Annotated in this window: 20 protein-coding genes; 12 read left to right on the forward strand and 8 right to left on the reverse strand. The window is 61.6% G+C overall.

Annotated elements, in window-relative coordinates; translation table 11 throughout:
* Positions 1–45: 45 nt before the first annotated feature.
* Positions 46–2,787, reverse strand: a complete 2,742-nt coding sequence (gene secA / locus ACODTO_RS22270) for a preprotein translocase subunit SecA (RefSeq protein ID WP_139645211.1) — start codon at positions 2,785–2,787, stop codon at positions 46–48.
* 307 nt (positions 2,788–3,094) lie between these two features.
* On the opposite strand from secA, the gene ACODTO_RS22275 reads away from it, so the two are divergent.
* The gene (locus tag ACODTO_RS22275) at positions 3,095–3,550 is read left to right on the forward strand and encodes a DUF721 domain-containing protein (protein ID WP_024776505.1); all 456 of its coding nucleotides are present in this window, start codon (positions 3,095–3,097) and stop codon (positions 3,548–3,550) included.
* 113 nt (positions 3,551–3,663) lie between these two features.
* Here ACODTO_RS22275 and ACODTO_RS22280 read toward each other — a convergent pair whose 3' ends face one another.
* Positions 3,664–5,145, reverse strand: a complete 1,482-nt coding sequence (locus ACODTO_RS22280; protein WP_489107053.1) for a helicase HerA-like domain-containing protein — start codon at positions 5,143–5,145, stop codon at positions 3,664–3,666.
* Between the two features lie 188 nt (positions 5,146–5,333).
* Between ACODTO_RS22280 and ACODTO_RS22285 the strand changes: the two genes are divergently transcribed.
* The 4 genes from ACODTO_RS22285 (at position 5,334) to gpgF (ending at position 10,314) form a co-directional block, all read left to right on the forward strand.
* On the forward strand, positions 5,334–7,223 hold the full coding sequence (locus tag ACODTO_RS22285; protein ID WP_139645206.1) for a methyl-accepting chemotaxis protein: 1,890 nt from the start codon (positions 5,334–5,336) through the stop codon (positions 7,221–7,223).
* A 193-nt stretch (positions 7,224–7,416) separates the two neighbouring features.
* A complete protein-coding gene (gene gpgS / locus ACODTO_RS22290; protein WP_139645203.1) occupies positions 7,417–8,538 on the forward strand; it encodes an N-acetylglucosaminyl phosphatidylglycerol synthase in 1,122 nt (373 codons plus the stop codon).
* A 16-nt stretch (positions 8,539–8,554) separates the two neighbouring features.
* Complete coding sequence (gene gpgD, locus ACODTO_RS22295; RefSeq protein ID WP_139645201.1) at positions 8,555–9,322, forward strand: N-acetylglucosaminyl phosphatidylglycerol deacetylase; 768 nt, start codon at positions 8,555–8,557, stop codon at positions 9,320–9,322.
* On the forward strand, positions 9,319–10,314 hold the full coding sequence (gene gpgF / locus ACODTO_RS22300; RefSeq protein WP_139645199.1) for a glucosaminyl phosphatidylglycerol flippase: 996 nt from the start codon (positions 9,319–9,321) through the stop codon (positions 10,312–10,314). Before gpgD ends, gpgF begins: the two co-directional genes overlap by 4 nt.
* A 12-nt stretch (positions 10,315–10,326) precedes the next feature.
* Here the strand turns inward: gpgF and ACODTO_RS22305 are convergent, their stop codons facing one another.
* Both ACODTO_RS22305 and purU read right to left on the reverse strand, forming a co-directional pair.
* Positions 10,327–10,491, reverse strand: a complete 165-nt coding sequence (locus tag ACODTO_RS22305; protein ID WP_176563004.1) for a hypothetical protein — start codon at positions 10,489–10,491, stop codon at positions 10,327–10,329.
* A 244-nt stretch (positions 10,492–10,735) separates the two neighbouring features.
* On the reverse strand, positions 10,736–11,584 hold the full coding sequence (gene purU, locus ACODTO_RS22310) for a formyltetrahydrofolate deformylase (RefSeq protein ID WP_041022929.1): 849 nt from the start codon (positions 11,582–11,584) through the stop codon (positions 10,736–10,738).
* Between the two features lie 294 nt (positions 11,585–11,878).
* On the opposite strand from purU, the gene mvaT reads away from it, so the two are divergent.
* Positions 11,879–12,259: a histone-like nucleoid-structuring protein MvaT gene (gene mvaT / locus ACODTO_RS22315; protein ID WP_139645197.1), complete on the forward strand. Its 381-nt coding sequence runs from the start codon at positions 11,879–11,881 to the stop codon at positions 12,257–12,259.
* A gap of 91 nt (positions 12,260–12,350) precedes the next feature.
* On the opposite strand, the gene sbcB is transcribed toward mvaT, so the two are convergent.
* On the reverse strand, positions 12,351–13,778 hold the full coding sequence (gene sbcB, locus ACODTO_RS22320; protein ID WP_139645195.1) for an exodeoxyribonuclease I: 1,428 nt from the start codon (positions 13,776–13,778) through the stop codon (positions 12,351–12,353).
* A gap of 185 nt (positions 13,779–13,963) precedes the next feature.
* Here sbcB and ACODTO_RS22325 point away from each other — a divergent pair, with 185 nt between their 5' ends.
* From ACODTO_RS22325 to ACODTO_RS22350, 6 genes are all read left to right on the forward strand, one after another.
* Positions 13,964–14,689, forward strand: coding sequence for an RDD family protein (locus ACODTO_RS22325; RefSeq protein ID WP_175384676.1), 726 nt, complete (start codon positions 13,964–13,966; stop codon positions 14,687–14,689).
* Positions 14,686–15,660: a stage II sporulation protein M gene (locus tag ACODTO_RS22330; protein ID WP_175384675.1), complete on the forward strand. Its 975-nt coding sequence runs from the start codon at positions 14,686–14,688 to the stop codon at positions 15,658–15,660. The genes ACODTO_RS22325 and ACODTO_RS22330 overlap by 4 nt, the downstream gene beginning before the upstream one ends.
* Positions 15,647–17,185 (forward strand): DUF4129 domain-containing protein, encoded by a 1,539-nt coding sequence (locus tag ACODTO_RS22335; RefSeq protein WP_175363031.1) that lies wholly within the window; start codon positions 15,647–15,649, stop codon positions 17,183–17,185. The genes ACODTO_RS22330 and ACODTO_RS22335 overlap by 14 nt, the downstream gene beginning before the upstream one ends.
* Entirely contained in the window at positions 17,182–18,348 is a 1,167-nt protein-coding gene (locus tag ACODTO_RS22340) for a DUF4350 domain-containing protein (protein WP_139645187.1), read from the forward strand. The genes ACODTO_RS22335 and ACODTO_RS22340 overlap by 4 nt, the downstream gene beginning before the upstream one ends.
* A complete protein-coding gene (locus ACODTO_RS22345) occupies positions 18,345–19,349 on the forward strand; it encodes an AAA family ATPase (RefSeq protein ID WP_041022935.1) in 1,005 nt (334 codons plus the stop codon). The genes ACODTO_RS22340 and ACODTO_RS22345 overlap by 4 nt, the downstream gene beginning before the upstream one ends.
* A gap of 163 nt (positions 19,350–19,512) precedes the next feature.
* Entirely contained in the window at positions 19,513–20,844 is a 1,332-nt protein-coding gene (locus ACODTO_RS22350) for a DUF58 domain-containing protein (RefSeq protein ID WP_139645185.1), read from the forward strand.
* 1 nt (position 20,845) lies between these two features.
* On the opposite strand, the gene ACODTO_RS22355 is transcribed toward ACODTO_RS22350, so the two are convergent.
* The 3 genes from ACODTO_RS22355 to ACODTO_RS22365 all read right to left on the reverse strand — a co-directional run bounded on the left by ACODTO_RS22355 (position 20,846) and on the right by ACODTO_RS22365 (position 25,500).
* A complete protein-coding gene (locus ACODTO_RS22355; protein ID WP_489107054.1) occupies positions 20,846–22,039 on the reverse strand; it encodes a transthyretin-like family protein in 1,194 nt (397 codons plus the stop codon).
* 77 nt (positions 22,040–22,116) lie between these two features.
* A complete protein-coding gene (locus tag ACODTO_RS22360) occupies positions 22,117–22,332 on the reverse strand; it encodes a hypothetical protein (protein ID WP_489107055.1) in 216 nt (71 codons plus the stop codon).
* 36 nt (positions 22,333–22,368) lie between these two features.
* Positions 22,369–25,500, reverse strand: a complete 3,132-nt coding sequence (locus tag ACODTO_RS22365; protein ID WP_489107056.1) for an Ig-like domain-containing protein — start codon at positions 25,498–25,500, stop codon at positions 22,369–22,371.
* Positions 25,501–25,691 lie beyond the last annotated feature (191 nt).

The raw sequence follows: 25,691 nt of genomic DNA on the forward strand, positions 1-25,691 counted from the left end.
AGGTGGCCTGTCGCGGCGCGGGTCGTTCAGCGTTTGAGACGGGCGTTACTGGATCTGCCCGTGGCAATGCTTGTATTTCTTGCCCGAACCGCAATAGCACAGTTCGTTACGGCCTAGCTTCTGCTCGTTGCGCACCGGCGCGGTCGCCAGGGCGACATCCACATCGACCCCCTCTTCCTGGGCCTGGGACACTTCCAGGCCTGGGGCTTCGGCATGCTCGAACTGCATGCGCGCGGCCAGGGCCTCGGCTTCCTGACGCAGTCGGGCTTCCTCTTCGGCCGGGTCTTCGCGGCGAACCTGAACGTGGGACAGCACGCGGATCGAGTCGCGCTTGATCGAGTCCAGCAGCTCGGAGAACAAGGTGAAGGATTCACGCTTGTATTCCTGCTTCGGGTTCTTCTGGGCATAACCGCGCAGATGGATACCGTGGCGCAGGTGATCCATGGTCGACAGGTGGTCTTTCCACAGGTCGTCCAGTACCCGCAACACGATCTGCTTCTCGAAGGAGCGCAGCGCTTCGGCGCCGGCCTGGTCTTCCTTCTCGTTGTACGCGGCGATCAGTTCGGCCAGCAGCTTCTCGCGCAGGGTTTCTTCGTACAGGTGGTCGTCTTCGTCGAGCCATTGCTGGATCGGCAACGACACGCCAAAGTCGCTGCGCAAGGCAGCTTCCAGGCCGACGATGTCCCACTGCTCCGGCAGCGACTGCGGTGGAATGTGGGCGCTGACGGTTGCATCGAGCACTTCCTGGCGGAAGTCGGCGATGGTGTCACCGATGTTATCGGCAGCCAACAAACTGTTACGCATGTGATAGATCACTTTACGCTGTTCGTTGTTGACGTCGTCGAACTCGAGCAGCTGCTTGCGGATATCGAAGTTACGCCCTTCGACCTTGCGCTGGGCCTTCTCGATGGCGTTCGTCACCATGCGGTGTTCGATCGCTTCGCCTGGCTGCATGCCCAGGGCCTTCATGAAGTTCTTCACCCGGTCAGAGGCGAAGATACGCATCAGGCTGTCTTCCAGGGACAGGTAGAAGCGGCTGGAACCGGCGTCACCCTGGCGACCGGCACGGCCACGCAACTGGTTGTCGATACGGCGCGACTCATGACGCTCGGAAGCGATCACCTGCAAGCCACCGGACTCGAGCACCTGCTGGTGACGTTTCTGCCAGTCGGCCTTGATCTGCGCGATCTGCTCGGGTGTCGGATTTTCCAGGGAGGCGACTTCCACTTCCCAGTTGCCGCCCAGCAGGATGTCGGTACCGCGACCGGCCATGTTGGTGGCGATGGTCAGCGCACCCGGGCGACCGGCCTGGGCGATGATTTCGGCTTCCTTCTCGTGGAACTTGGCGTTGAGAACCTTGTGCTCGATGCCTTCCTTGTTGAGCAATGCGGACATGTGCTCGGAGGTTTCGATCGTGGCGGTACCCACCAGGATCGGACGACCCTGGGCCATGCCGTCCTTGATGTCGTTGATGATCGCCGCGTACTTCTCTTCGGCGGTCAGGAACACCAGGTCGTTGTAGTCTTTACGCGCCAGCGGCTTGTTCGTCGGGATCACCACCACTTGCAGGCCGTAGATCTGGTGGAACTCGAACGCTTCGGTGTCGGCGGTACCGGTCATGCCGGACAGCTTGTTGTACAGGCGGAAGTAGTTCTGGAAGGTGGTCGAGGCCAGTGTCTGGCTCTCGGCCTGGATGTTCAGGCCTTCCTTGGCTTCGATGGCCTGGTGCAGACCTTCGGACAGGCGACGACCCGGCATGGTACGACCGGTGTGTTCGTCAACCAGCACCACCTGGCCGTCCTGCACGATGTATTCGACGTTGCGATGGAACAGCTTGTGGGCGCGCAGGCCGGCATAGACGTGGGTCAGCAGGCCCAGGTTATGGGCCGAATACAGGCTTTCGCCTTCGGCCAGCAGGCCGACGCGGGTCAGCACTTCCTCGATGTATTGGTGGCCGGCTTCGTTGAGTTCGACCTGGCGGGTCTTCTCGTCAACGGTAAAGTGCCCGGCCTGGGTCACTTCGCCTTCCACTTCCTCGACGTGCAGCTTGAGCTGCGGGATCAGCTTGTTGATCTCCATGTACAGCTTGGAGCTGTCCTCGGCCTGACCGGAAATGATCAGCGGCGTACGGGCCTCGTCGATGAGGATGGAGTCGACTTCGTCGATGACCGCGAAATTGAGTTCACGCTGGAATTTCTCTTCCAGGCTGAACGCCATGTTGTCGCGCAGGTAATCGAAACCGAATTCGTTGTTGGTACCGTAGGTGATGTCGGCAGCGTAGGCGGCACGTTTCTCCTCCGGTGGCTGGAACGGCGTGACCACGCCAACGGTCAGGCCAAGGAACTCGTAGAGCGGGCGCATCCAGTTGGCGTCGCGGCGGGCCAGGTAGTCGTTGACCGTGACCACGTGCACGCCCTTGCCGGACAGTGCGTTGAGGTAGACGCCCAGGGTCGCCACCAGGGTTTTACCTTCACCGGTGCGCATTTCGGCAATCTTGCCTTCGTGCAAGGTCATGCCGCCGATCAACTGGACGTCGAAATGGCGCATGCCCATGACCCGCTTGCCGGCTTCGCGGGCTACCGCAAAGGCTTCGGGCAGCAGCTGGTCGAGGGTTTCCCCCTTGGCGATGCGGTCCTTGAATTCGGCGGTCTTGGCGCGTAACTGATCGTCCGAAAGGGCCACCATTTGCTCTTCGAAGGCATTGACGATCTGTACCGTCTTGAGCATGCGCTTGACTTCACGCTCGTTCTTGCTTCCAAAGAGTTTCTTTAACAAAGGCGCAAACATATCGGCAGGATCTTCCACACTAAAGGGATGGAGGGCGGCCCCGTGGGTCGCCCGTGCAGCCCTCATGGCCGCATGCGAACGAGCATTCTACCCGGAAACGATGGTGAGGAAAGTGGCGTTATTCCACGATGCTGGCACAGCGCTGTGACGGGGCCCTCCTAAAATAAGGGCTTTTACGCGAAGTTCAACCCACAAAGCGCATAAGTTCCTACTGTTTGTGTCAGCAAGTAGCCATTGGCCGTTGGGGTCGAGGCGTACCCGGCGCTTTCTGCTACCATGGCGCCTCTGTCACTCGCGGTATTCGTTCATGGCCTTCCGCCCTCTCCCAGCCAAGGCTCCTGCCGTTCTGTTGCGCGAAGCCAAACCGCTGAAAGCCATCTTCGGCCACGCCAAGCGCCTGGGCCACCTGCAACGCCTGCTGGACAGCCAGTTGCAACCCGCCGCGCGCGAACACTGCCACGTGGCGTCCTGGCGTGAAGGCAGTTTGCTGCTGATCGTCACGGATGGTCACTGGGCCACGCGCCTGCGCTACCAGCAGAAACGCCTGCTGCGTCAATTACAGGCATTCGAGGAGTTTGCCAGCCTCACGCGGATTCTCTTCAAGGTACAGCCACCCACCGTACAGGTCGGGGCCAAGGGGCATACCCTGGACCTGTCCACCGACGCCGCCGAAACCATCCAGGCCACCGCGGACGGCATCAGCGACCCGAGCCTCAGGGCAGCGCTGGAGCGGTTGGCGGCCCATGCCAGGGCCAAGCCCTGAGACCTCCATTGCCCGGCAGGCAGCCATTGCGAGCAGGCTCGCTCCCACAGTGAACCGCATGTGATCCCTTGTGGGAGCGAGCCTGCTCGCGATGAAGACACCTCGGTTCTCAGCTACCGCCGTTTGCTGCCTCCCAGCAACGACCCCATCAACCCCCGCACCAACTGCCGCCCCAATTGATTGGCCGCCTGGCGCATCGCCGACTTCAATGCCTGGCCCGCCGCCGTGCCAAGAAACTCTCCGGCCTTCTCGGTAAAGCTCGGCTCCTCGACCGCCGGTTTGCCGGGCGCAACCTCGGGCTCCAGGCCCTTGCGACCCATCAGCACTTCGTAGGCCGATTCGCGATCAATGGGTTTATCGTAGCGTCCCTGCAACGGCGAGCGGGCGATCAAGCCGGCGCGCTCGGCCTCGGTCAGTGGCCCGATGCGCGACTGCGGGGGCGCCACCAACACCCGTCGGACCATCTCCGGCGTGCCTTTTTCCTGCAGGGTGCCCACCAGGGCCTCGCCAATGCCCAGCTCGGTAAGCACGGCCAGGGTGTCAAACTGAGGGTTCGGCCGAAACCCGTCGGCCACCGCCCGCAGGGACTTCTGTTCCTTGGCGGTAAAGGCCCGCAGGCCATGCTGGATGCGCAATCCCAGCTGCGCCAGGACGTCGTCCGGCAAGTCGCCCGGGGATTGAGTGACAAAGTACACCCCGACGCCTTTGGAACGGATCAGGCGTACCACTTGCTCCAAGCGCTCCTGCAACGCCTTCGGCGTATCGGCGAACAACAAATGCGCCTCGTCGAAGAACAGCGCCAGCAGCGGTTTGTCCGCATCGCCGCGCTCGGGCAATTGCTCGAACAGCTCGGCCAGCAACCACAGCAAGAACGTCGCGTAGACCTTGGGCGCTTCGTGGACCAGACGACTGGCGTCCAGCAGATGAATGCGGCCACGACCGTCACTGTCCGGTTGCAGGATGTCTTCGAGCTGCAAGGCCGGTTCGCCGAACAACGCGTCGGCCCCCTGCTGTTCCAGGGTGGACAAGCGCCGCAACAGCGCCTGGCTGGAGCCGGTGGTCATCAGGGCCGCATCGTCCCCCAACAGTGCCGGGTTGTCCTTGAGGTGATTGAGCAGGGCCTTCAGATCCTTGAGGTCCAGCAACAACAGGCCTTCACGATCCGCCACCTTGAACGCGGCGTACAGCGCAGCCTGCTGGCTGTCGGTCAGCTCCAGCAGGCTTCCGAGCAGCAACGGCCCCATCTCGCTCAGGGTGGTGCGCAGCGGGTGACCGGACTGGCCGTGAACATCCCACAGGGTCACCGGATAAGCCCGAGGCTTATGTTCGAGCCAGGGCATGCCGGCGATACGCTCGGCAATTTTGCCCTGGGGGTTGCCGGCGGCGCCGAGTCCGCACAGATCGCCCTTGATATCTGCCGCGAATACGGCCACGCCGGCATCGCTGAAGGCTTCGGCAAGGCGTTGCAGGGTGACGGTCTTGCCGGTGCCGGTGGCGCCTGCCACCAGGCCATGACGGTTCGCCAGGCGCATGGCCTGGCCAATGGGCTGGCCGGCGAGGTCGGCCCCGATAACGAGTTGCAGTGAGTCAGGCATGGGGTCACCTGTGATTAATTTTTGAACAAGTATGGCCGATATAAGAAGCGACAGACCTCAGTGAAAACACGGTCGGATAATTCCCCAGGGAGAGAAGGAAATATCAGAACTTTCAACACGGCGCCTTTTTTCGAACTTTTCATATAAAAGCACGCCCAGAGCTATAAGACTCCGCGGAACCCCGAGCCATGAACAAAAACCTGCGTTTCAGCCACAAAATCCTGATTGCCGCCGCCCTGATCGTCATCGCGGCCTTTGCATCCTTCACCGCCTACAACGATTACCTGCAACGTAACGCCATTCGTGACGACCTCGACGGCTACCTGCATGAAATGAGCGACGTCACGGCGAGCAACATCCAGACCTGGCTGAACGGCCGCATTCTGCTGATCGAAAACCTGGCCCAGAACATCGCCGTCACTCCGGATCAGGCCAGCGTCACCCGCCTGCTGGAACAGAAGGCGCTGACCTCCACCTTCATGGCGTCCTACCTGGGCGATGCCAAGGGCAGCTTTATCATACGCCCCGACGCAAAGATGCCCGACGGCTTCGATCCCCGGGTACGCCCCTGGTATAAAGGCGCCGAAAACAGCAGTACCGCCACCCTGACCGAACCCTACATCGACGCCGCCAGCGGCGGACTGATCATTTCCATCGCCAGCGCATCCAGAAACAACGGGCAAAGTGTCGGCGTGGTGGGTGGCGACCTGAGCCTGCAAACCATCATCGACAACCTCAAGACCGTGGATTTCGACGGCATGGGCTACGCCTACCTGGTCAGTGCCGATGGCAAGATCCTGGTGCACCCCGATAAAGCCCTGGTCATGAAGACCCTGAACGATGCCTATCCGCAAAACACGCCGAAAATCAGCAATCAGATCAACGAAGTCGAGGTCAACGGCCATACCCGCATCGTCACCTTCACACCGATCAAGGGCCTGCCCTCGGTGAACTGGTACGTCGGTGTGTCGGTCGACAAGGATCAGGCCTACTCGATGCTCAGCAATTTCCGAACCTCGGCGGTGATTGCCACGGTCATTGCCGTGGTCTTCATCATTGCGCTGTTGAGCATGCTGATTCGTCTCCTGATCCAGCCATTGCATGTCATGACCCGGGCCATGGAGGACATCGCCGACGGCGAGGGCGACCTGACCAAGCGCCTGACGATCCAGAACCAGGACGAATTCGGCATCCTGGGCACCGCGTTCAACCGCTTCGTGGAGCGGATCCATGGTTCGATCCGCGAAGTGTCCTCCGCCACCGAGCACGTCAACGAAGTCGCCTTGCGCGTGGTGAGCGCCTCGAACTCGTCGATGGTCAATTCCGACGAACAGTCCAGCCGGACCAACAGCGTCGCCGCGGCCATCAACCAACTAGGCGCCGCCGCCCAGGAAATCGCCCGCAATGCCGCCCAGGCTTCCCATCAGGCCAGCGATGCCCGTGGCCTGGCGGAAGACGGCCAGCAGGTGGTGGACCGCAGCATTGCCGCGATGAACCGGCTGTCCGACCTGCTGAGCACGTCGAGCAGCGACATCGAATCGCTGAACAGCAAAACCGTGAACATCGGCCAGATCCTGGAAGTGATCACCAGCATTTCCCAGCAAACCAACCTGTTGGCCCTCAACGCGGCCATCGAAGCCGCCCGGGCCGGCGAGGCCGGGCGCGGATTTGCCGTGGTGGCCGATGAGGTGCGCAACCTGGCCCATCGCACCCAGGAATCGGCGCAACAGGTGCAGACCATGATCGAGGAATTGCAGGTTGGCGCGCGAGCGTCGGTCACGACCATGAATGACAGCCAGCGTCACAGCCAGGAGAGCGTGGAGATCGCCAACCAGGCCGGCGAGCGTCTGAACAGCGTGACCCAGCGCATCGGCGAAATCGACGGCATGAACCAGTCGGTGGCTACGGCAACCGAGGAACAGACAGCCGTGGTGGAGTCGATCAACGTGGACATCACCGAAATCAACACCCTGAATCAGGAAGGCGTGGAAAACCTGCAATCCACTTTGCGCGCGTGTTCCGATCTTGAACGGCAGGCGGCGCGGCTCAAACAGTTGGTAGGCAGTTTCCGTATCTGACAGCGCCTGGACTGGCCCCATCGCGAGCAGGCTCGCTCCCACAGTTGGAATGCAATCCCCTGTGGGAGCGAGCCTGCTCGCGATGAGGGCCTATCAAACAAAGTAATACTCCACTGACACCTCGGCCCCACCACAACCCAACCGAACATCTATTCTTCATAAAGGTCAACACAGGAGAACACAGACCGGAGGGATGTTCATCGTGCATATAGCGGACATAACCATGTTCTACGCCCCCGCCAGCGGAGGCGTGCGCACTTACCTGGATGCCAAGCACCGTCGCCTGGGGGATCGGCCCGGTATCCGCCACAGTCTGCTGATTCCCGGCGCGCATTTGAGCGAGCAGGATGGGATCTACAAGGTGCCCGCCCCTGCGCTGCCCTTCGGCAAGGGCTACCGCTTCCCGCTGCGCCTCGCGCCCTGGCGTAACGCCCTGCGCGATCTGCAACCGGACCTGATCGAAGTCGGCGATCCCTACCTCACCGCCTGGGCCGCACTGGACGCTCGACGCCAGCTGGACGTGCCCGTCATCGGGTTCTATCACTCCGACCTGCCCCTGCTGGTGAGCAATCGCATGGGCAATTGGTTCACCCCCAATATCGAAGCCTACGTCAGCAAGTTGTACGGCAATTTCGACCGGGTCCTGGCGCCGAGCCAGGTCATGGCCGACAAGCTGACCGGTCTGGGGGTGCGCAATGTCCATGTGCAGCCTTTGGGCGTTGACCTGCAGACCTTCCACCCCGGCGCCCGCGATCCAGAACTGCGGGCCGAGCTGGGCATCGCCGAAGACACTCGCCTGCTGATCTTCGCCGGGCGTGGGTCCAAGGAAAAGAACCTGCCGGTGCTGCTCAAATGCATGAAGCGCCTGGGCGAGCGCTACCATCTGCTGCTCGTGGGCTCGTCCATGCCCGCCGTGGTGCCGGACAACGTCACCGTGATCGATGCGTTCCGCCCGGCGCCGCAAGTCGCCCGGCTGATGGCCAGCGCCGACGCTCTACTGCATGCCGGCGATCAGGAAACCTTCGGTCTGGTGATCCTCGAGGCCATGGCCAGCGGCATTCCGGTGGTGGCGGTCGCGGCTGGGGCGTTCACCGAGATCGTCCAGGAAGATTGCGGCCTGTTGTGCACGCCGAACAATCCACAGGCCATGGCCAATGCCGTGCGGCAGCTCTTCTCCGAAGGTTGCCAGCGCCGCGGTTTGCTCGCGCGCCGTCATGTCGAGCGTCACTACGCCTGGGATTCGGTGGTCAACAGCCTGCTGGGGCATTATTACGCCGTGCTCGGTGAACAGATGCCGCTACAGGCCAATGGTTGAGACGAGGTCCGTGCCGATGAATCACTCGCCCAGCGTATTACTGGTACTGCACGACGTGGCCCCGCAAACCTGGCCCGACTACCAACCCTTCGTCGAAGCCGTTGACGCGCTTGGTCACGTGCCGATGACCTGGCTGGTGGTGCCGGACTTCCATCACACCAACGCGCTGGATGATCACCCGGAGTTTCGACGCCTGCTCGATAGCCGGGTCGAGCGTGGCGATGAATTGGTGTTGCATGGCTACTACCATTGCGACGACGGTCCACCGGCCCTCCACCCCCGGGATTGGTTCATGCGTCGGGTCTACACCCATGAAGGTGAGTTCTACGACCTGTCCGAGGAAGCCGCCCTCACCCGCCTGCACGCCGGCATCGAAACCTTTGAGCGTTACCAGTGGCCGCTGGAGGGTTTCGTCGCCCCGGCCTGGCTGATGAGCGAAGGCACACGCCGGGCCTTGCGCCAGTTGCCGTTGAGTTACACCAGCGATACCCAGCACCTGTATCGCCTGCCGGACTTCACCCCCATCGACGCCCCGGGGCTGGTCTGGAGCGCCCGTAGCGCCTGGCGCCGTGGGTTATCGAAAGTGCTCAGCGACCAACGTGAACAGCGTTGGCGCCAAGCGCCGGTGATTCGCCTGGGCCTGCACCCGGTAGACATGCGCCACGGGTTTTCCCGAAACTATTGGCTACGGACCCTCAAGCGCCTGCTCAATGACGGTCGCGTGCCGATGACCAAGATCGACTGGCTGGCCACCCAAGGCCTGCGGGTCAGCCGCGCCGCATGAAACGGCTGATCTGGCTGGCGGCGGCGCTGCTCACGGCGTTGTTGGTGCCGCTGCTGGTGGGTGGCGGGGAAATGTGGTCGCGGGTACAGCGTTTTCCCTTGTCGTTGCTGTTGAGCATGTTGGGCATGATCGGGCTGTGCTGGGTCCTGAACTCCCTTCGCCTGCGCCTGCTGCTGGGTGAGCAACGTGAGCGCATCGGCGGGCTGAAAAGCATCGGCGTGGTGATGTCCACCGAGTTCGCCATGTGCGCAACGCCCGGCGGCAGTGGCGGGCCGTTGACGCTGATGGCCCTGCTGGCCCGCAACGGCGTGCGCCCGGCCCACGCCAGCGCGGTGTTCGCCATGGACCAGTTGAGCGACCTGCTGTTCTTTCTCTGCGCCCTGGTGGGCATCCTGCTGTATGCGTTATTCCAGAATCTCAGCCAGCGCATGGAATCGATGCTGGTGCTGAGCGCGCTTTCGCTGTTTGGCGGACTGATCGGCTGTGCATTGATGGCTCGCTACCATCGCCGGCTGATCCTGCTGGGCGCCAGGTTGCTGCGACATCTGCGCGTGCAGGCCAGTACCCGCCACCGCTGGGGGCGCAAGATCCTGCGTTTCCTGGCTGCGTTTACCGCAACGCTGAAACTGCCACGGCAGACGCTCCTCCAGGTCTTCGGCCTGACGTGCCTGCACTGGGCCCTGCGCTACAGCGTGCTGTACCTGGCGTTGAAAGGGCTGGGGGCGGATCTGCAATGGGCCTGGAGCTTCCTGGTCCAGATGCTCTCCCTGAGCGCGGGACAATTCAGCCTGTTGCCCGGCGGTGCCGGAGCGGCGGAGGTGACATCGGCCGCTCTGTTGGCGCCGATGGTGGGCAAGTCCACCGCTGCGGCGGCGATCCTGATCTGGCGGGCGGTGACCTACTACTTTTACCTGGTGGCGGGCGGACCGGTGTTCTTCCTGATGGTGGGACGCCCGTTGATCAAGAAGCTGATGAAGCTCCGAGAGGTTTGAAACGGTCGATGCCTACTCGGCATCGTCCTGGGGATGGGTCTGTTTCCACAGTTCGGCGGCGTCCGGAAACTCCGTACCGTCCTCCGGGCTCAGCTCTTCAGGATCGTAGCGGCTCAGGCAGCCCTCACCGAGGGTGGCCGGGGCCTTGGAGGTGGCTTTGTCCAGTGGATCGGTCATGGTGTGCCTCATCATGAAAAGAGCCCTGTCCGTCAAATAACAGACAACACAGAACTTTGTGGCGAGGGGATTTATCCCCGCTGGGCTGCGCAGCAGCCCCAAGATAATCAATCGGCCCGCCTGACACACCGAGGTGTCGATTTTAGGGCCGCTTCGCGCCCCAGCGGGGCGGTGCGACGTTTCGCTAAATCCCCTCGCCACAGGTGCGCGGGTTTATCCCCATTGTTGATCGCCAGCCGTTCGGTCAGAACACCACAGTCTTGTTGCCGTGCACCAGCACCCGGTCTTCAAGGTGGTAACGCAAGCCCCGCGCCAGCACCATCTTCTCCACATCGCGCCCGAAGCGCACCATGTCTTCAATGCTGTCGCTATGGCTGACACGTACCACGTCCTGCTCGATGATCGGGCCGGCGTCCAGCTCTTCAGTCACGTAGTGGCAAGTGGCGCCAATCAGCTTCACGCCTCGCATCGAGGCCTGGTGGTATGGCTTGGCACCGACGAACGACGGCAGGAAACTGTGGTGGATGTTGATGACCTTATGAGCGTATTCGCTGCACAGGTCCGGTGGCAGGATTTGCATGTAACGGGCCAGTACCACCACCTCGGCATCGTGCTGCTTGACCAGCCGCGAGACTTCAGCGAACGCCGGCTGCTTGTCCTGCGGGTTGACCGGTACGTGGTAGTACGGGATGCCGTGCCACTCGACCATGCTGCGCAAGTCGTCATGGTTGGAAATCACACAGGCGATGTCACAGTCGAGCTCGTCGCTGTGCCAGCGGTGCAACAGGTCTGCCAGACAGTGGGATTCACGACTGGCCATCAGCACCACGCGTTTTTTCTGCGCGGTGTCGGTGATGCGCCAGTCCATCGAGAATTCTTCGGCAATCGGCGCGAACGCCTCGCGGAAAGCCTCGATGCCAAAGGGCAGCGAGTCGGCACGAATCTCGTGACGCATGAAAAACCAGCCGCTCTGATTGTCCGAGTGATGGCTTGCTTCAGTGATCCAACCGTTATGGGACGCCAGAAAGTTACTGACTTTAGCAACGATACCGACGCGGTCCGGGCAAGCAATCACCAGCCGAAAAGTGCGCATTAGGGAACTCCAGAACTTCGCAAAGGCCGCCATTCTAGCCATTACGCCGCAAAACTGCAGTATTGATGACAGACCGAGCCCCTGCGGGCACCGAGCGGGGCGGGGCCGGGGCAAGCGCTTATATTGTGAAAGGATGTGAAAAGCCGTGAGGGTATTTAACTGCAAGGCCCTTTTTTGTGGCCTGGTACTAAGTAATTAAATAAAAGCCTGCTTAAATGTTTACTTGATGAAACTGTCTGATTACTATTGCCACACTGTCTCCTTGTCCGCAGTGCCCTACATAAGGTAGTCCCCATGTCCTTGATCACTGAATACAACGCTACAAAACAAGCCATTGAAGAACTGCAACAGCGTCTGGCCGACCTGTCCAAAGACGATAAATTGCAAAAAGAATTGGAATTCGAAGGCAAACTGCGCACTCTGATGGGCGAGTACTCCAAGTCCCTGCGCGACATCATTGCCCTGTTGGATCCAGAAGCCAAGTCGGGTAAAGCACCTCGTGGCGGCGCCGTGAAAACTACCGGCACCAAACGCGCTCGCAAAGTTAAGCAATACAAAAACCCGCACAACGGCGAAGTCATCGAAACCAAAGGTGGCAACCACAAGACTCTGAAAGAGTGGAAAGCCAAGTGGGGCGGTGATGTGGTTGAGGGCTGGGCAACCCTGCTGGGCTAAGCCTCGTCGGGTTTCAGCGTTCTCTACGCACACAAAACGCCAGCCATTGCTGGCGTTTTTCATGCCTGTGGGTTTTTCACTGCATTGCCGTTCAAAGGCTTAAACGTTTACGCAGTTGCTGGCTATAACCTTGCCACTCCAGAAGCACCTCTCGCTGCAATGGCGTGGAAAGCGCCAGCCACTCTCCCATCGCCTCATCAAAACTTTCCAGGGTATTGGGTGCGCCCCATTGCTGTGATGACAGGCGTTGCTGACAGAACAGCTTCCAGCGCCCCTGCTCTTCGGCGTTCAACGTATCTGGAAAGTTACGTGCGCGATATCGGAACAATAATTCCGGCAAACGTTCATCATCGAAAGGCCAGCGCTCTTGCGCCAAATGAGCCGGGTCTGCCATGCGGACTTGTTCACATAAACGCCGATCGCGATCACCGAGGAAGCCTGTGTATAACTGTTGCTCGGGGTCCTCGCTGGCCGTGAAATCCTCGCGACCATAAATAGCCTGAAGTTTATCCTGCCAAACTTGCTGGGCATCACTCAGTTGCAACGCCCGTTGCTGCAGTCCATCCATGTCCAGTTGCAGTCGCTGCCGGTCCTCGGCACGCAGCACCGACAGCGGCGCGACCACCGGACATTTGTTGATATGAATGAGTTTGAGGGGCACAGGCAACTCTCCCTCGAGCAGTTCGTCGCGGCGGGTATATAAACGTTGCCGCAAGAAGTCCGCATCGTGGTCCAACAAGCCTTGGGGATCCAGGTGCAGGTCGCAGACAATCAGGGCATTGCGGTTCTTCGGATGCCAGGCCAGCGGCAAAACCACACCGATATAATTTCGAGCGGCCGAGAAACGCCCGGAAACATGCACCATAGGCTGCAACAGGCGGATCTGGTCCATCACCTTCTGCTTGCTGCGCAACTGGAACAGCCAGTCGTAGAGCCGTGGCTGCTTCTGGCGGATCAGGCGGGCCAGGGCAATCGTTGCGCGCACGTCCGACAACGCATCGTGGGCCTGGCCATGGTCGATGCCATTGGCGGCGGTCAGGCGCTCGAGCTTGAGGGTGACCCGGCCATCTTCTTGCGGCCAGGCAATACCATCGGGGCGCAGCGCATAGGCCGCGCGTACCAGATCGATCAAGTCCCAACGGCTGTTGCCACCCTGCCATTCCCGCGCATACGGGTCGAAAAAATTCCGATAGAGGCTGTAGCGGGTCATTTCATCGTCGAAACGCAGGGTGTTATAGCCGGCGCCACAGGTACCGGGCGCGGCCAGTTGCTGGTGGACACGGGTCATGAAATCGGCTTCGCTCAAGCCTTTTTCAGCCAGGCATGTCGGGGTGATGCCGGTGATCGCACAAGCCGCCGGATGGGGCAGGATGTCATCGCTCGGCCGGCAATACAGGTTCACCGGTTCGTCGATTTCGTTGAGCTCGAAATCGGTACGGATGCCCGCCACTTGCAAGGGCCGGTCGCAACGGGGATCGATGCCGGTGGTTTCGTAGTCGTACCAGAAGATGGAGGTCACGGGCTGTTCCTGAGCAAAAGACTGGCGAAGTCTAGGGGTCCCACCCGGCTTCGGCCAGGGGTCGACGGATTGAATCACGTCACGATCCATAAAATGACATACACAGTTGTATCGTTTGCCCGCACGAAGGCTGCTAGCATCTGCCGGGATTGAATGTTCGAACCGGCCCATCACTCAGGTTGCCCATGCTCGAGACACCAGCACTGCAAAGGACCGCGCCGCTGCCCCCGCCACTGGACACGCGGTATCAGGTCGAGACGCCCGAAGGCATCGACCTGCCACTGCGCCCGGCAGGGTTGATGCCCCGCGCGCTGGCTTTTGCCATCGACCTGGGGATACGGGGGCTGATCCTGGGTTTTCTGTTCGGCATCCTCGCATTTTTCGGTGACCTGGGTATCGGCCTCGGTTCCATCCTGCTGTTCGTGGTCAGCTGGTGGTACATGGTGCTGTTCGAGGTACTGCGCCAGGGCTGCTCTCCCGGCAAACAAATGATGGGGTTGCGGGTGGTCCAGGACGACGGTCGTCCCATCGGCTGGTCCGCCTCGCTGATCCGCAACCTGCTGCGTTTCGTCGACATGCTGCCCTTCGGCTACACCTTCGGGGCGATCAGTTGCCTGCAGCATCCGGCGTTCAAACGCCTGGGCGACCTGGCGGCCGGCACGCTGGTGGTGTATCGCGAGCAACCGATCAAGCGCCCTGCCTTGCCATCGGCACTGCCGGTACGCCCGCCCTTTGTCCTGAGCCTGAACGAGCAACGCGCGGTGCTGGGTTTCGCCGAGCGTCAGGCCGAACTTTCCGAGGCCAGGGTCAACGAACTGGCGGCCATCCTGGCGGCACCACTGAATGTCCAGCCACCGCGAGCCGTGGCCGAGCTCAATGGTATCGCCCGCGGCCTGCTGGGGCCGACATGAAGCAAAGCCTGTTCGAGAACCGTCATCAGGAAGCGTGGGAACAGCTGTCCCGGCAGCTCGATCAACTGGAGCGCAGCCGCAATGTGCCCCAGAGCAGCGATTTCCCCCAAGCCTACCGCCGGCTCTGCCAGCATCTGGCGCTGGCCCAGGCGCGGGGCTACAGCAGCCTGCTGGTCGATACCCTGCAACAACTTGCGCTGCGCGGTCACCAGCAGCTCTACCGTGACCGCAGCCGGCCGTCGGCCAGCCTTTCGGCGTTCATCCTGGCCGGTTTCCCCCGGCTGGTCCGTGAACAGTGGCGGTTCGTACTGGCTGCCAGCCTGATGTTCCTCGGCAGCCTGGTCGGCATCGGGCTGCTGGTCTACCTGGTTCCAGACCTTGTCTACAGCGTGCTGGACGCCGAAGAGGTCAGCCAGATCCGCAGCATGTACGACCCCACCGCCGGCCACCTGGGGCGCTCGATCGAACGGGCGGCCAGCGAAGACTGGGCCATGTTCGGCTACTACATCATGCATAACATCGGCATCGCTTTTCAGACGTTTGCCAGCGGCATGATGTTTGGCCTGGGCAGTGCGTTCTTCCTGTTCTTCAACGGTCTGACCATCGGCGCAGTCGCCGGGTACCTGACCCAGATTGGTTCCGGAGGCACGTTCTGGTCGTTCGTGATCGGGCATGGCGCCTTCGAACTCACCGCCATCACCCTGGCCGGCGCCGCAGGCCTGCAACTGGGCTGGGCATTGATCGCGCCGGGACGCCTAACCCGGGGCGAAGCTCTGCGGCTCGCCGCAGGTAAAAGCGTGTCGATGATCGGCGGGGTCATGCTGTTCCTGTTCCTCGCCGCGTTCATCGAAGCGTATTGGTCCTCCAGCACCGTGACGCCGACCGTCAAATACACGGTCGGCGCCTTGCTGTGGCTGCTGGTGGTCAGTTACCTGCTGTTTGCCGGACGGATACGCCATGCGGCTGAGTGATGCCACCGTCGCCATCCGTCCCCGTACCACCTGGGAAGCCATGGACCTGGGCGTGCTGATGAGCCAGCAGCACCGACGCCTGTTGATGACCAGCTGGGCCATGGTCACGCTGCCGGTCTACGCCCTGCTGTGCCTGTTGCTGTGGGACTCACCGTCCCTGGTGGTGCTGGTGTTCTGGTGGTTGAAACCGGCCTTCGACCGCTTGCCGCTGTACATCCTGTCCAAGGCACTGTTTGGCGAAACACCGACCCTGAAGCAGGCCTTGCGACAGTGGCCTGCAGTGCTCAAACCGCAGTTGTTCGCCAGCCTGACCTGGCGGCGGTTGAGCCTGAGCCGTAGTTTCCTGATGCCGGTGGTGCAACTCGAAGGCCTCGCCGGTAATGCGCGAGCGCTACGCTTGCAAGTGTTGCTGCAACGCAACGGCCGCGCGGCGCGATGGCTGACCGTGATCGGCGTGCATCTGGAGACCGTCTTGTGGTTCGGCCTGATGGCCCTGTTCTATATGTTCGTACCGCAACAGGTCGAACTGGACTGGGATTGGCAGAAGCTGGTCACGACGACCGAGCACGACTGGTTGTGGTTCGAGCACCTGGTCAACGTCCTGTATCCCCTGCTGCTGATCGTCTGGGAGCCGGTGTACGTCGCCTGCGGTTTCAGCCTCTACCTGAACCGGCGCACGATCCTCGAGGCCTGGGACATCGAACTGGTGTTCCGGAGACTGCGCCAGCGCCTGAGCAGCGCAGCCCCTGTGCTGATGCTGTTGGCGCTGCTCCTGCTGCCGCCGGCGCCCCCGGCCTGGGCCGACGAAGACAGCATCGCCCCCGACAGCCCGCGGTTGCTCAACCAACCCCTCACCAGCGAGGCCTCCAGGGACAGCATCAAGGCGATCCTCGAAGCCCCACCGTTCAAGAACCCGCAAACGGTCACCCGCTATCGTTTCGGCGAGGACACCACCGAACCCACCGAAGCCAAGGAAACGCCGGGCTGGTTCAAGGCCCTGCTCCAATGGTTGGGCCGTCAGCACTACGAAGCTGCCGCCGCGCTGATCCAGATCTTGCTTTGGGCCACACTGGCGGGGGCGATTGCCTGGCTGGTCTGGCGCTATCGTGAAAGCTTCCAGGCCCTGGGGCAGCGCCAACCGATCAAACGGCCTACGGTGGAACGACCGGCACCGCCGCGGATGTTCGGCCTGGATCTACGCGAAGAGAGCCTGCCCGACGACGTGGCGACCCGCGTCGAGCAGTTATGGAGCACCGACCCTCGTGATGCCCTGGGCCTGCTGTATCGGGCCTTGCTCAGCCGGTTGCACCATCAGTTCGGCGTTGCCTTGAAACCGGCCGATACCGAAGGCCAGGTGCTGCTGCGCGTCGAACAGCTCCAGCACGAAAACCTGCTGGCATTCAGCAAGAACCTGACCTTGCACTGGCAGAACATTGCCTACGGGCATCGCACACCGCCCCCGGATCTGCAGCAGGAATTGTGCGATGGCTGGCGCGGCTTGTTCGATACGGGAGCCTCCCGATGAACCGCCGCGCAGGATGGCTGGCCGCGATACTGATTGTCGTCGCGTTGGTGGGGGCGCTGGCCATGTACCTCTACCGGAACGCGGTGCCCTATCAGGAAACCGTCGATTACGGCCCGTCCCCCGAGGCCCAGGCCAATCCCTATCTGGCCGCCGAACATTTCCTGCGCCGGCAGGGTGTGGAGGTCGAGCATGCCAACAACCTGGACGTCCTGCCGAGCCTGGAACCTCGCCAGCGCACCCTGTTACTGCTGGGTGAACGGACGAACATGACGCCGCGGCAGGTCGATCAGTTGATGAACTGGACCCGGGCCGGTGGCCGCCTGCTGTTCGTGGCCGAAGCCTTGTGGGATGACAGCACCGGTAGCAGCGGCGACCTGCTGCTGGACCGGGTGCAACTGCACCAGCTCCTGAGCAAAGACCTCAAGGAGCCGCCCCCAGAGCTGATCAAGGATCCCTACCCCGAGCTGACCAAGTTGTACCTGGAAGATGAAGAGGCCCCCGCCTATGTGGGCTTCGACACCGACTTTCACCTCGAAGACCCGAAGAACCTCGCCCAGGCCTGGGCCAACAGCGCGCAGTCGACCCACATGATGCAGCTGAACCATGGCCAGGGCTCGATCACCGTGATCACCGACGCCGAGCTATGGAAGAACGACCAGATCGAGCAGTACGACAACGCCTGGCTGCTCTGGTACCTGAGCGCCGACAGCACCGTCACGTTGCTGTTCAATATCGATCACGACAGCCTGCTGACCCTGCTGCTGCGTTACTTTCCCCAGGCACTGGTGGCGCTGGCGGCCCTGATTGCCCTTTGGCTCTGGCGCTCGGCGATCCGCCACGGCCCGCTGCAACAACCGGCCTCCAAGGCCCGGCGCCAGCTGGAAGAACATGTGCAGGCCAGCGCCGGGTTCCATCTGCGACACAACGGTCGGCAGCATCTGCTGCTGACCTTGCAACAGGACGTGCTGCGTCGGGCGCGGCATCGTCATCCCGGCTTCGAACAACTGGCCGTCGCCGAACAGTGGCAAGTGCTCGCACGGCTCAGCCGCCAATCCACGCGGGCCATAAGCCAGGCCTTGAGCCCCCGGCCGAAACAGCGCATGTCCAGCGCCGAGTTCTGCCGCCAGGTCGCCCATCTGCAAACCCTCAGGAATGCCTTATGACTGAACAGAACGAACCTGCCGGCAGCCAGGCCCATGCCGCCCAACAGCGCCAGCGCGCCAGTCAGTTGGCCCAGGCCATCCGCACCGAATTGCACAAGGCAGTGGTCGGCCAGGCTGCGGTGATCGACGATGTGCTCACGGCGTTGATCGCCGGTGGTCACGTACTGCTCGAAGGGGTTCCCGGCCTGGGCAAGACACTGTTGGTGCGTGCCCTGGCCCGCTGCTTCAGCGGCGAGTTCGCGCGCATCCAGTTCACTCCCGACCTGATGCCCAGCGATGTCACCGGACATGCGGTGTACGACTTGCAGACCGAGCAGTTCAATTTGCGCAAGGGGCCGGTGTTTACCAACCTTCTGTTGGCGGACGAGATCAACCGCGCGCCGGCCAAGACCCAGGCCGCATTGCTCGAAGCCATGCAGGAACGCCAGGTGACCCTCGAAGGCCGTGCCTTGCCCATCGCCCAGCCTTTCATGGTGCTGGCCACCCAGAACCCCATTGAACAGGAAGGCACCTACCCGCTGCCGGAAGCCGAGCTCGACCGTTTCATGCTCAAGGTACGCATGGACTACCCCGATGCCGAACAGGAGATGAACATGGTGCGCCAGGTCAGCCGCTCGACCCGCGCCGACATGCTCGATGTCCAACCCTTGCGGACGGTGTTGCAGGCCAAGGACGTGCAAGCGCTGCAACGCATCGCCAGCGACCTACCGATGGACGACCAGGTGCTCGACTATGCGGTGAGATTGGCTCGCACCACCCGCAGCTGGCCGGGGCTGAGCCTGGGGGCCGGGCCACGGGCCTCGATCGCGCTGGTGCGTTGCGCCCGGGCTCGGGCGTTGCTGCGTGGCGGCGAGTTCGTGGTGCCGGATGACATCAAGGGCTGCGCCCTGGCCGTGTTGCGTCACCGGGTACGCTTGGCGCCCGAGCTGGACATCGAAGGGCTCTCGGTGGACCAGGTCTTGGGACAACTGCTGGACCAAGTACCGGCGCCGCGTTTGTGATGATGGATCTCCTGATGACGCCGCATTCTGTGGCGAGGGGATTTATCCCCGCTGGGCTGCACAGCAGCCCCCTGGTTCTGCCTGGTACACCGCAAGGGTCTGCTTCGCAGCCAGCGGGGATAAATCCCCTCGCCACAATGGACCTGCTCAAGAGCATGCACCCATGAAGCCCTCGCGCCTGCTGCTGATCTGGCTGGCAGTCCTGCTGGTCCTGGGCGTGGTGCTGGGCACGTTGCAAGCGTTGGGCATCGTGGTGCCATCGGCGCTCGTGTCGATCAATTGGGGCTTGCAGCTGGCCCTGCTGGCCCTGGCGATCCTCGACGCCGTGCGCCTCAAGCGCTTGCCGTCGCCCCGGGTGCAGCGGCAAATGCCCGGAAGCCTGGCGCTGGGTCGCTGGAGCGACGTTCACCTGGCAATCACTCACGACTTTCATCAGCCGCTGAACGTCCAGGTCTTCGATCACATACCCAATGGCCTGGATTTCGAATACCTGCCGTTGTCGGTCGACCTTCAACCCGGCCAGCACAGCCAGGTCGGCTACCGCCTGCGGCCCCTCAAGCGTGGCCATTTCATCTTCGAACACTGCGAAATCAATCTACCCAGCCCATTGGGGCTGTGGACCGGCAAACGCCTGCTGGAGGCGGTCGATGAGATCCGCGTCTATCCCGATTTCGCCAGGCTCTACGACGGTCAGTTGCTGGTGGTGGACAACTGGCTCAACCAGCTCGGCGTGCGCCAGCGCCAACGGCGGGGCCAGGGGATGGAGTTCCATCAACTGCGCGAATTCCGCGAGGGCGACAGCCTGCGCCAGATCGACTGGAAGGCCACCGCCCGCCACCGCACGCCCATCGCCCGGGAGTACGAGGACGAGCGCGACCAGCAGATCATCTTCATGCTCGATTGCGGCCGGCGCATGCGCAGCCAGGACGATGAGCTGTCGCATTTCGATCACGCCCTCAACGCCTGCCTGCTGCTCAGCTACACCGCGTTGCGCCAGGGTGACGCCGTGGGCCTGAGCACCTTCGCCAGCGATCCACCCCGCTACCTCGCCCCGGCCAAAGGCCAGGGCCAACTCAACGTGTTGCTCAACACCGTGTACGACCTCGACAGCAGCCAACGTCCCGCCGATTACCAGGCCGCCGTCAACGAGCTGCTGACCCGCCAGAAACGCCGGGCCTTGGTGGTGTTGGTGACCAATCTGCGGGATGAGGATGACGAAGACCTGCTGACGGCGGTCAAACGGCTGGGCCAGCAACATCGAGTACTGGTGGCAAGCCTGCGGGAAGAAGCGCTCGATCGGCTGCGCCAGACACCGGTGCAGACCTTGCCGGAGGCGTTGGCCTATTGCGGGACGGTGGAGTATTTGAATGCGCGGGCCGAGCTGCATGAGCGAATGAGCGCCCATGGTATTTCGGTACTGCAAGCCCGGCCCGGGGAGCTGGGGGCCGAGCTGGTGACGCTGTACCTGGGGTGGAAAAAAGCGGGGAATCTATAAATTAATGTTCCACCTTGAAAGGCAACCACCGTGGTGGCAAATAGGAGTCGAGGCTGCGGAACTCCAACTCAAACTCACCGTAAGCCGCTGTCTTGGGGATAATGGACCAGGACAAGGAAGCGCCCGTCACCGGCAGTTGTTCGAACAGCGCTGGATCGAACCGTAACCCCAGAGCCTCCGGTGGAACCCCATACAAAGTGACACTCGTCTCGTTGATCAAGTTGCTATCTTTTCTGACCCTCAACTCCAGAATGCTGGTACTTGTATCCTTGATCACCATTCTCCAATTGGCCAGGTCGTCCATGTTGATCGGACGTTCGTCTAGCCGAAGCGTAAATTCCTGCACCCAGGTATCTTCCGTTGCCGATATCCTGGACTCCAACCACTCCGCCTCCCACCCCAGCTCTCCCCTCACGGACGCACTCAATGAATATCGCCCTATCCTCGGCGGTAACTCAAAGGTAATCCGCGCCTTGCCATTCGCATCGGTAACGACCGGCTCCAGCACAACGCCCTTATAGAACCAGTGCACCCGCACGCCTTGAACCGGCTCACCGCTGGCCGCACTGACCACCGTGGCCTCGGCGCTGACTTCTGCCCCCGGAAGCCCCTCGAGGTCAGCACCGGTCAGGCTTTGAATCACGCAAGCCTCATGGACGAGATACTCAAACGATACAACCTCGGTCCCACCGACTGCGCTGGCCGTCACGGAGCCCGGCCCGTCAACCGTCGCCACGAAACTGAAGCGTGCGACACCATAGAAGTTGGTGAACGTGATCGTGTCCTCCATGGCCACGTCCGTGCCGCGCCAGGACACCTGTACATGTCGGGCCGGTTGACCGGTCAGTGCGTTGGTCAGGGTGATTTCAAAGGACAATGTTTCGCCCCAGTCGACCACCGTCGGGTCCTGATGCGTGGCCGCCAGGACATCCACCGGAATATGGCTGCCGAGGGAAAAAGCATTCAGCGGCGAGCGTGCCAGCAGCCGCGAGGCCGACAGTTGTAAATAGAACGCCGCATCGGTCCGGTCACCGGCCGCAAGACTCACCGGCAGGCCATCGACGGTCAATGGCCGGGGAAACCCTAGCCCTACCGGTCCGAAATTCATGGCCGTATCCAGCTCATGAGCACCGCGGATCCCCAGCGTCAGCATCTGATCGAGCAACGGGCTGCCCTCTGCGACCGAAAGCGTCAAGTCGAGCTTCTCCGCCCGTCGAGGGAAGAAGGTCTGTTCGCCCCAACGCTGCGTGGCTCCCGTACCGCTATGTACGTTCAGGTCGAGCCAGGGATCTTCCGCATAAGCGCCTGGGCATCTTCGGGTTCCAGCCCGTACTCGTTCACCAGCCCGGATGCCCCTTTACGTGCCAGGGCACACACCGAGCCACCCGCCGCGAAATACTGCCCAAGGTCGGACAGAGGCTCGGACCGTCGCCCCGCCAGGAGCTGTTCGCAAAAACGACTGGCGATTTGCGCCGGAGAATCTTTCATCGCAGTGCTCCGTTTCAAGTATTGAAGACGAAGTGGCTACAGCTCCGGGGCCACGTCAAAACGCGGGCTTTCTCCCCAGTCCGACCCGGCTTGCCGCGCCTTCACCCAGTGCGGGCCAGGCGTCAATGGCTCCCGGGGCGAGCCCGCCCAAGTGCCGTCGGCCACCGCAAGGTCCGGGGCGATCACCTGCCGGGCATCGAACCAGTGCGACACCTCAACGCGCTTGCCGCTCTCACCGGTACCTTCGAAGAACGCCGTACCCGCGAACCACTGCCCCGCTTCCGGCGTCGTGAAGGTTGGAGCCCCGGACAGCAACAGCACCTCATGGGTCGCGCTCCACCCGGAGCTGTACCCGTCGCACTCCTGCTGCACGATCAATGAATGAGGACCGGCTGGACGCTCGATAGCCAGGGGCATCGACCAGGTCCGGTTCGCCTGCACCTGCACCCTGCCCAGCACCGTGTCGGGTGCATCGCTCCAGGCCACTTCGACCCAGTCGCCGGTGAAGCCATGCCCGGAAATCGTCACCGTTGCGCCGAGGTGCTGCTGCAGTGCCGGCGACTCGATGACCGGGATGGCCGGCACGGCGGTGAAGGCATGGTCGGGGCTGAAATCGGAGTCCTTGTCCTTGAAGAACTGCTTGGCACGCAGCGTATAGGTGCCCACCGGCAGGTGCGCGTCATAGAACCAGTAGCCATCGTTGCCTCTGGCCCGGACCGTCGCCAACGGCTCGTCCGCCCCGTCGAGCCACAACTCGACGGTGGCCGTGTCCAGCCCGGACACTTTGCGGGCATAGCCATCAATGACCGAAACCCGGGCAATGGCATCGCCCGGCTGGGGATGGTCGATGGTGGGGGGAAACAGGATCACCTTGAAGCTGACTGGCTCGCTGGCCTCGGACGGAAACTCGCCGTATTGCTGGACCGCGTAAACCTTGTGATCGTCAAACGCAAGGTCCTCGGTAATGGGCACCGACCATGCGTTGCCGGTGACCTCGGCTTCGCCGAGAAGGGTTTCTGATACAAAATCAAACACGCGCATCAAAGCCCCAGGGATACCACCCGTGCCCTGGATGATCGGGTTGTGATCCACCTCTTCATCATTCACCGGTGAGGTGATGACCGGTCGCAACACGACGACCTCGAACGGTTGGGACACCTCATCCGAGATCTGGCCGCCGAAGGACTGCGTGACCCTGGCGGTATAAGTGCCGGGCATGAAGGGCTCCTGCCGGGTGAAGCTCCAAGTGGCACCGTTCACTTGCGCGGCATAGGGGGAGTTCGAGTCCCCATCGAACTGAAGCTGCACCTGCGCACCATTCAGGCAGGTGCCGGAGAAGCGTGGGGTCAGGCCGTCCTGGCGAACCTCCACGGTGGGGACCGGGGCCCGGATGACGAATTGCTTTGAAGTGGGCTCGGAAGAGAGGTTATTGAACAACTGCCGGGCTTCGACGGAGTAAGTCCCCGGATTCCAGGCTTCGGTCGCAGCGCTTGACCACCTGTTGTTGGCAACCTCGACAGTCGGCACGGCAGGCGTCGATTCGCCCACCCGCAGCACCTTGATCTGCGCCGCAGGTTGTCCCGTCCAACTGTGACCGATACCGGAAAACACAGGTTTGCGGTCCCCGCCAACCTGAACCTCCAAGGTCGGCATCGGCACAGGTATCGTGACCGTGAGCCTGTCGCTCCAATCCGAATGAATCCAGGCGGAACCGTCGGGGAGTTTTTGCCGGATATCCACCGAGTAGCTTCCCGGCGGCTGATCGGACCATTCCACCGCCCACTGGCCGCCACTGACGCCAGTGCTGACCTGCGGGTCGTTAACGCCGGTTTTATGAACATCCACCGTGGCGCCGGCGTGGCCGGCGCCGGAAAATTTCGCCGTGCCGGGCCTGGGGTAGGTGACTTGGATATCAAACAATTTCGGCGGTTTTATCTTGAACGCTCTAGGCGAACTACGACCCGAGTCCTTCCCGTTCAATGTTTGCAAGGCAGCCAGCGAGGTAGGCCCCGCCGCCACGGTCACGTCTGCACTCCAACTACCATTGTCCTGCGTGACCAGCGTGTGACCCACACTGGTTTCCGACGGATCGCGATAGACTGTCACCGTTGCACCTTTGAGTGCGTTGTTACCGCTGAGGTTAAAGGTTTGTGCCTGAATGCTATTGGCGGCGGGACCTGTGATCGCCGGGGCACCTAATACGTTATAGGTAACGGGTGCTGAAACGACTCGGGGGAAACCTGTTAACTCGAATATCGCCACCACTGCGACAGGTCCACTGGGTAGTGCAACATTTAAAGGCGACGCCCAACTATCGTTTGCCCCTATAGTCGTTTCTGCTGCCAGTTGAAAACTTTGATTGTCTCTCTTGACCACTTTTACTTTGCTACCGGGGGCACCGAATCCACGGAAGCTATCACCGGTGACCATAACGGTATTGGCGTCGGGTGCAGAGATATAGGCGAGAAAGATATGCTGACCAAGTGAATTTTCGGACGGTTTGCCGCTTACCACCTGATAAGCGTCAATCGTCATGTGTCGTCCATCGGGCGTGAGATTGACAGTCGCATTCCATATTCCGCCAAACGTCACCCTTGCCTCGGACGGGTCGGCGCTGACACTGGTGCGGACAAACACCGCTGCACCATGGGCGTATAAAGCGCCCCCGCCGGTAACGACTACGCTACGGGCGCTAACATTTCTGATTGGATCGATAAATGGCGCAGGGACAATGTGCTCCACCCTTACTTGCCCCGTCATACTGACGTCGCCCACATTTTTTCTGTCGTATATGAAATTGAAGTGTATAACCGCATCCTTAGCATTACCCGCTACAGAACGCGAATGGACAAACGAATGCCACTCGTCATCTTGGGTCGCATTTTTCGTTAGTTCATCCCAACCCGTATCGCCCGCACCGTCCGAAACAAGCTTGAGTTTAATATTCCCCTCGTTTCGGCCGTTGCCGCTTGCCCGAAATCGCTGTGTCTCTACAGTGAATAACCTACCGGTAGGAAACCATGTGTACTCCACTTCGAGGTCTGCCCAATAACCATCCTTTGCAGCCCTTATGGTCTTTGTCCCATGAGACTCACCCGTTTCAATGACGCCCTCCTTCTGTACCGCAGGTTCGAGGCCGTTCTGTTCGGAATCGTCGTCAGTGGTCATGTCTCACTCCCAAGAAAAATGGCGATGGATAGCAATCGCAGAACGGGCTCTGGGGAAGTAGTGAATGACAAACCCGTCGTGGCTGGCACCTGTCAGGTTCGACAGTGACGACGAGTGGTGGGACGTGGTGTCAGACATGGATCGGGATGACTACAACGCCTTGCGCAATGGACTACAGATCCGCCAGAATC

This window comes from Pseudomonas sp. FG13, assembly GCF_057809755.1.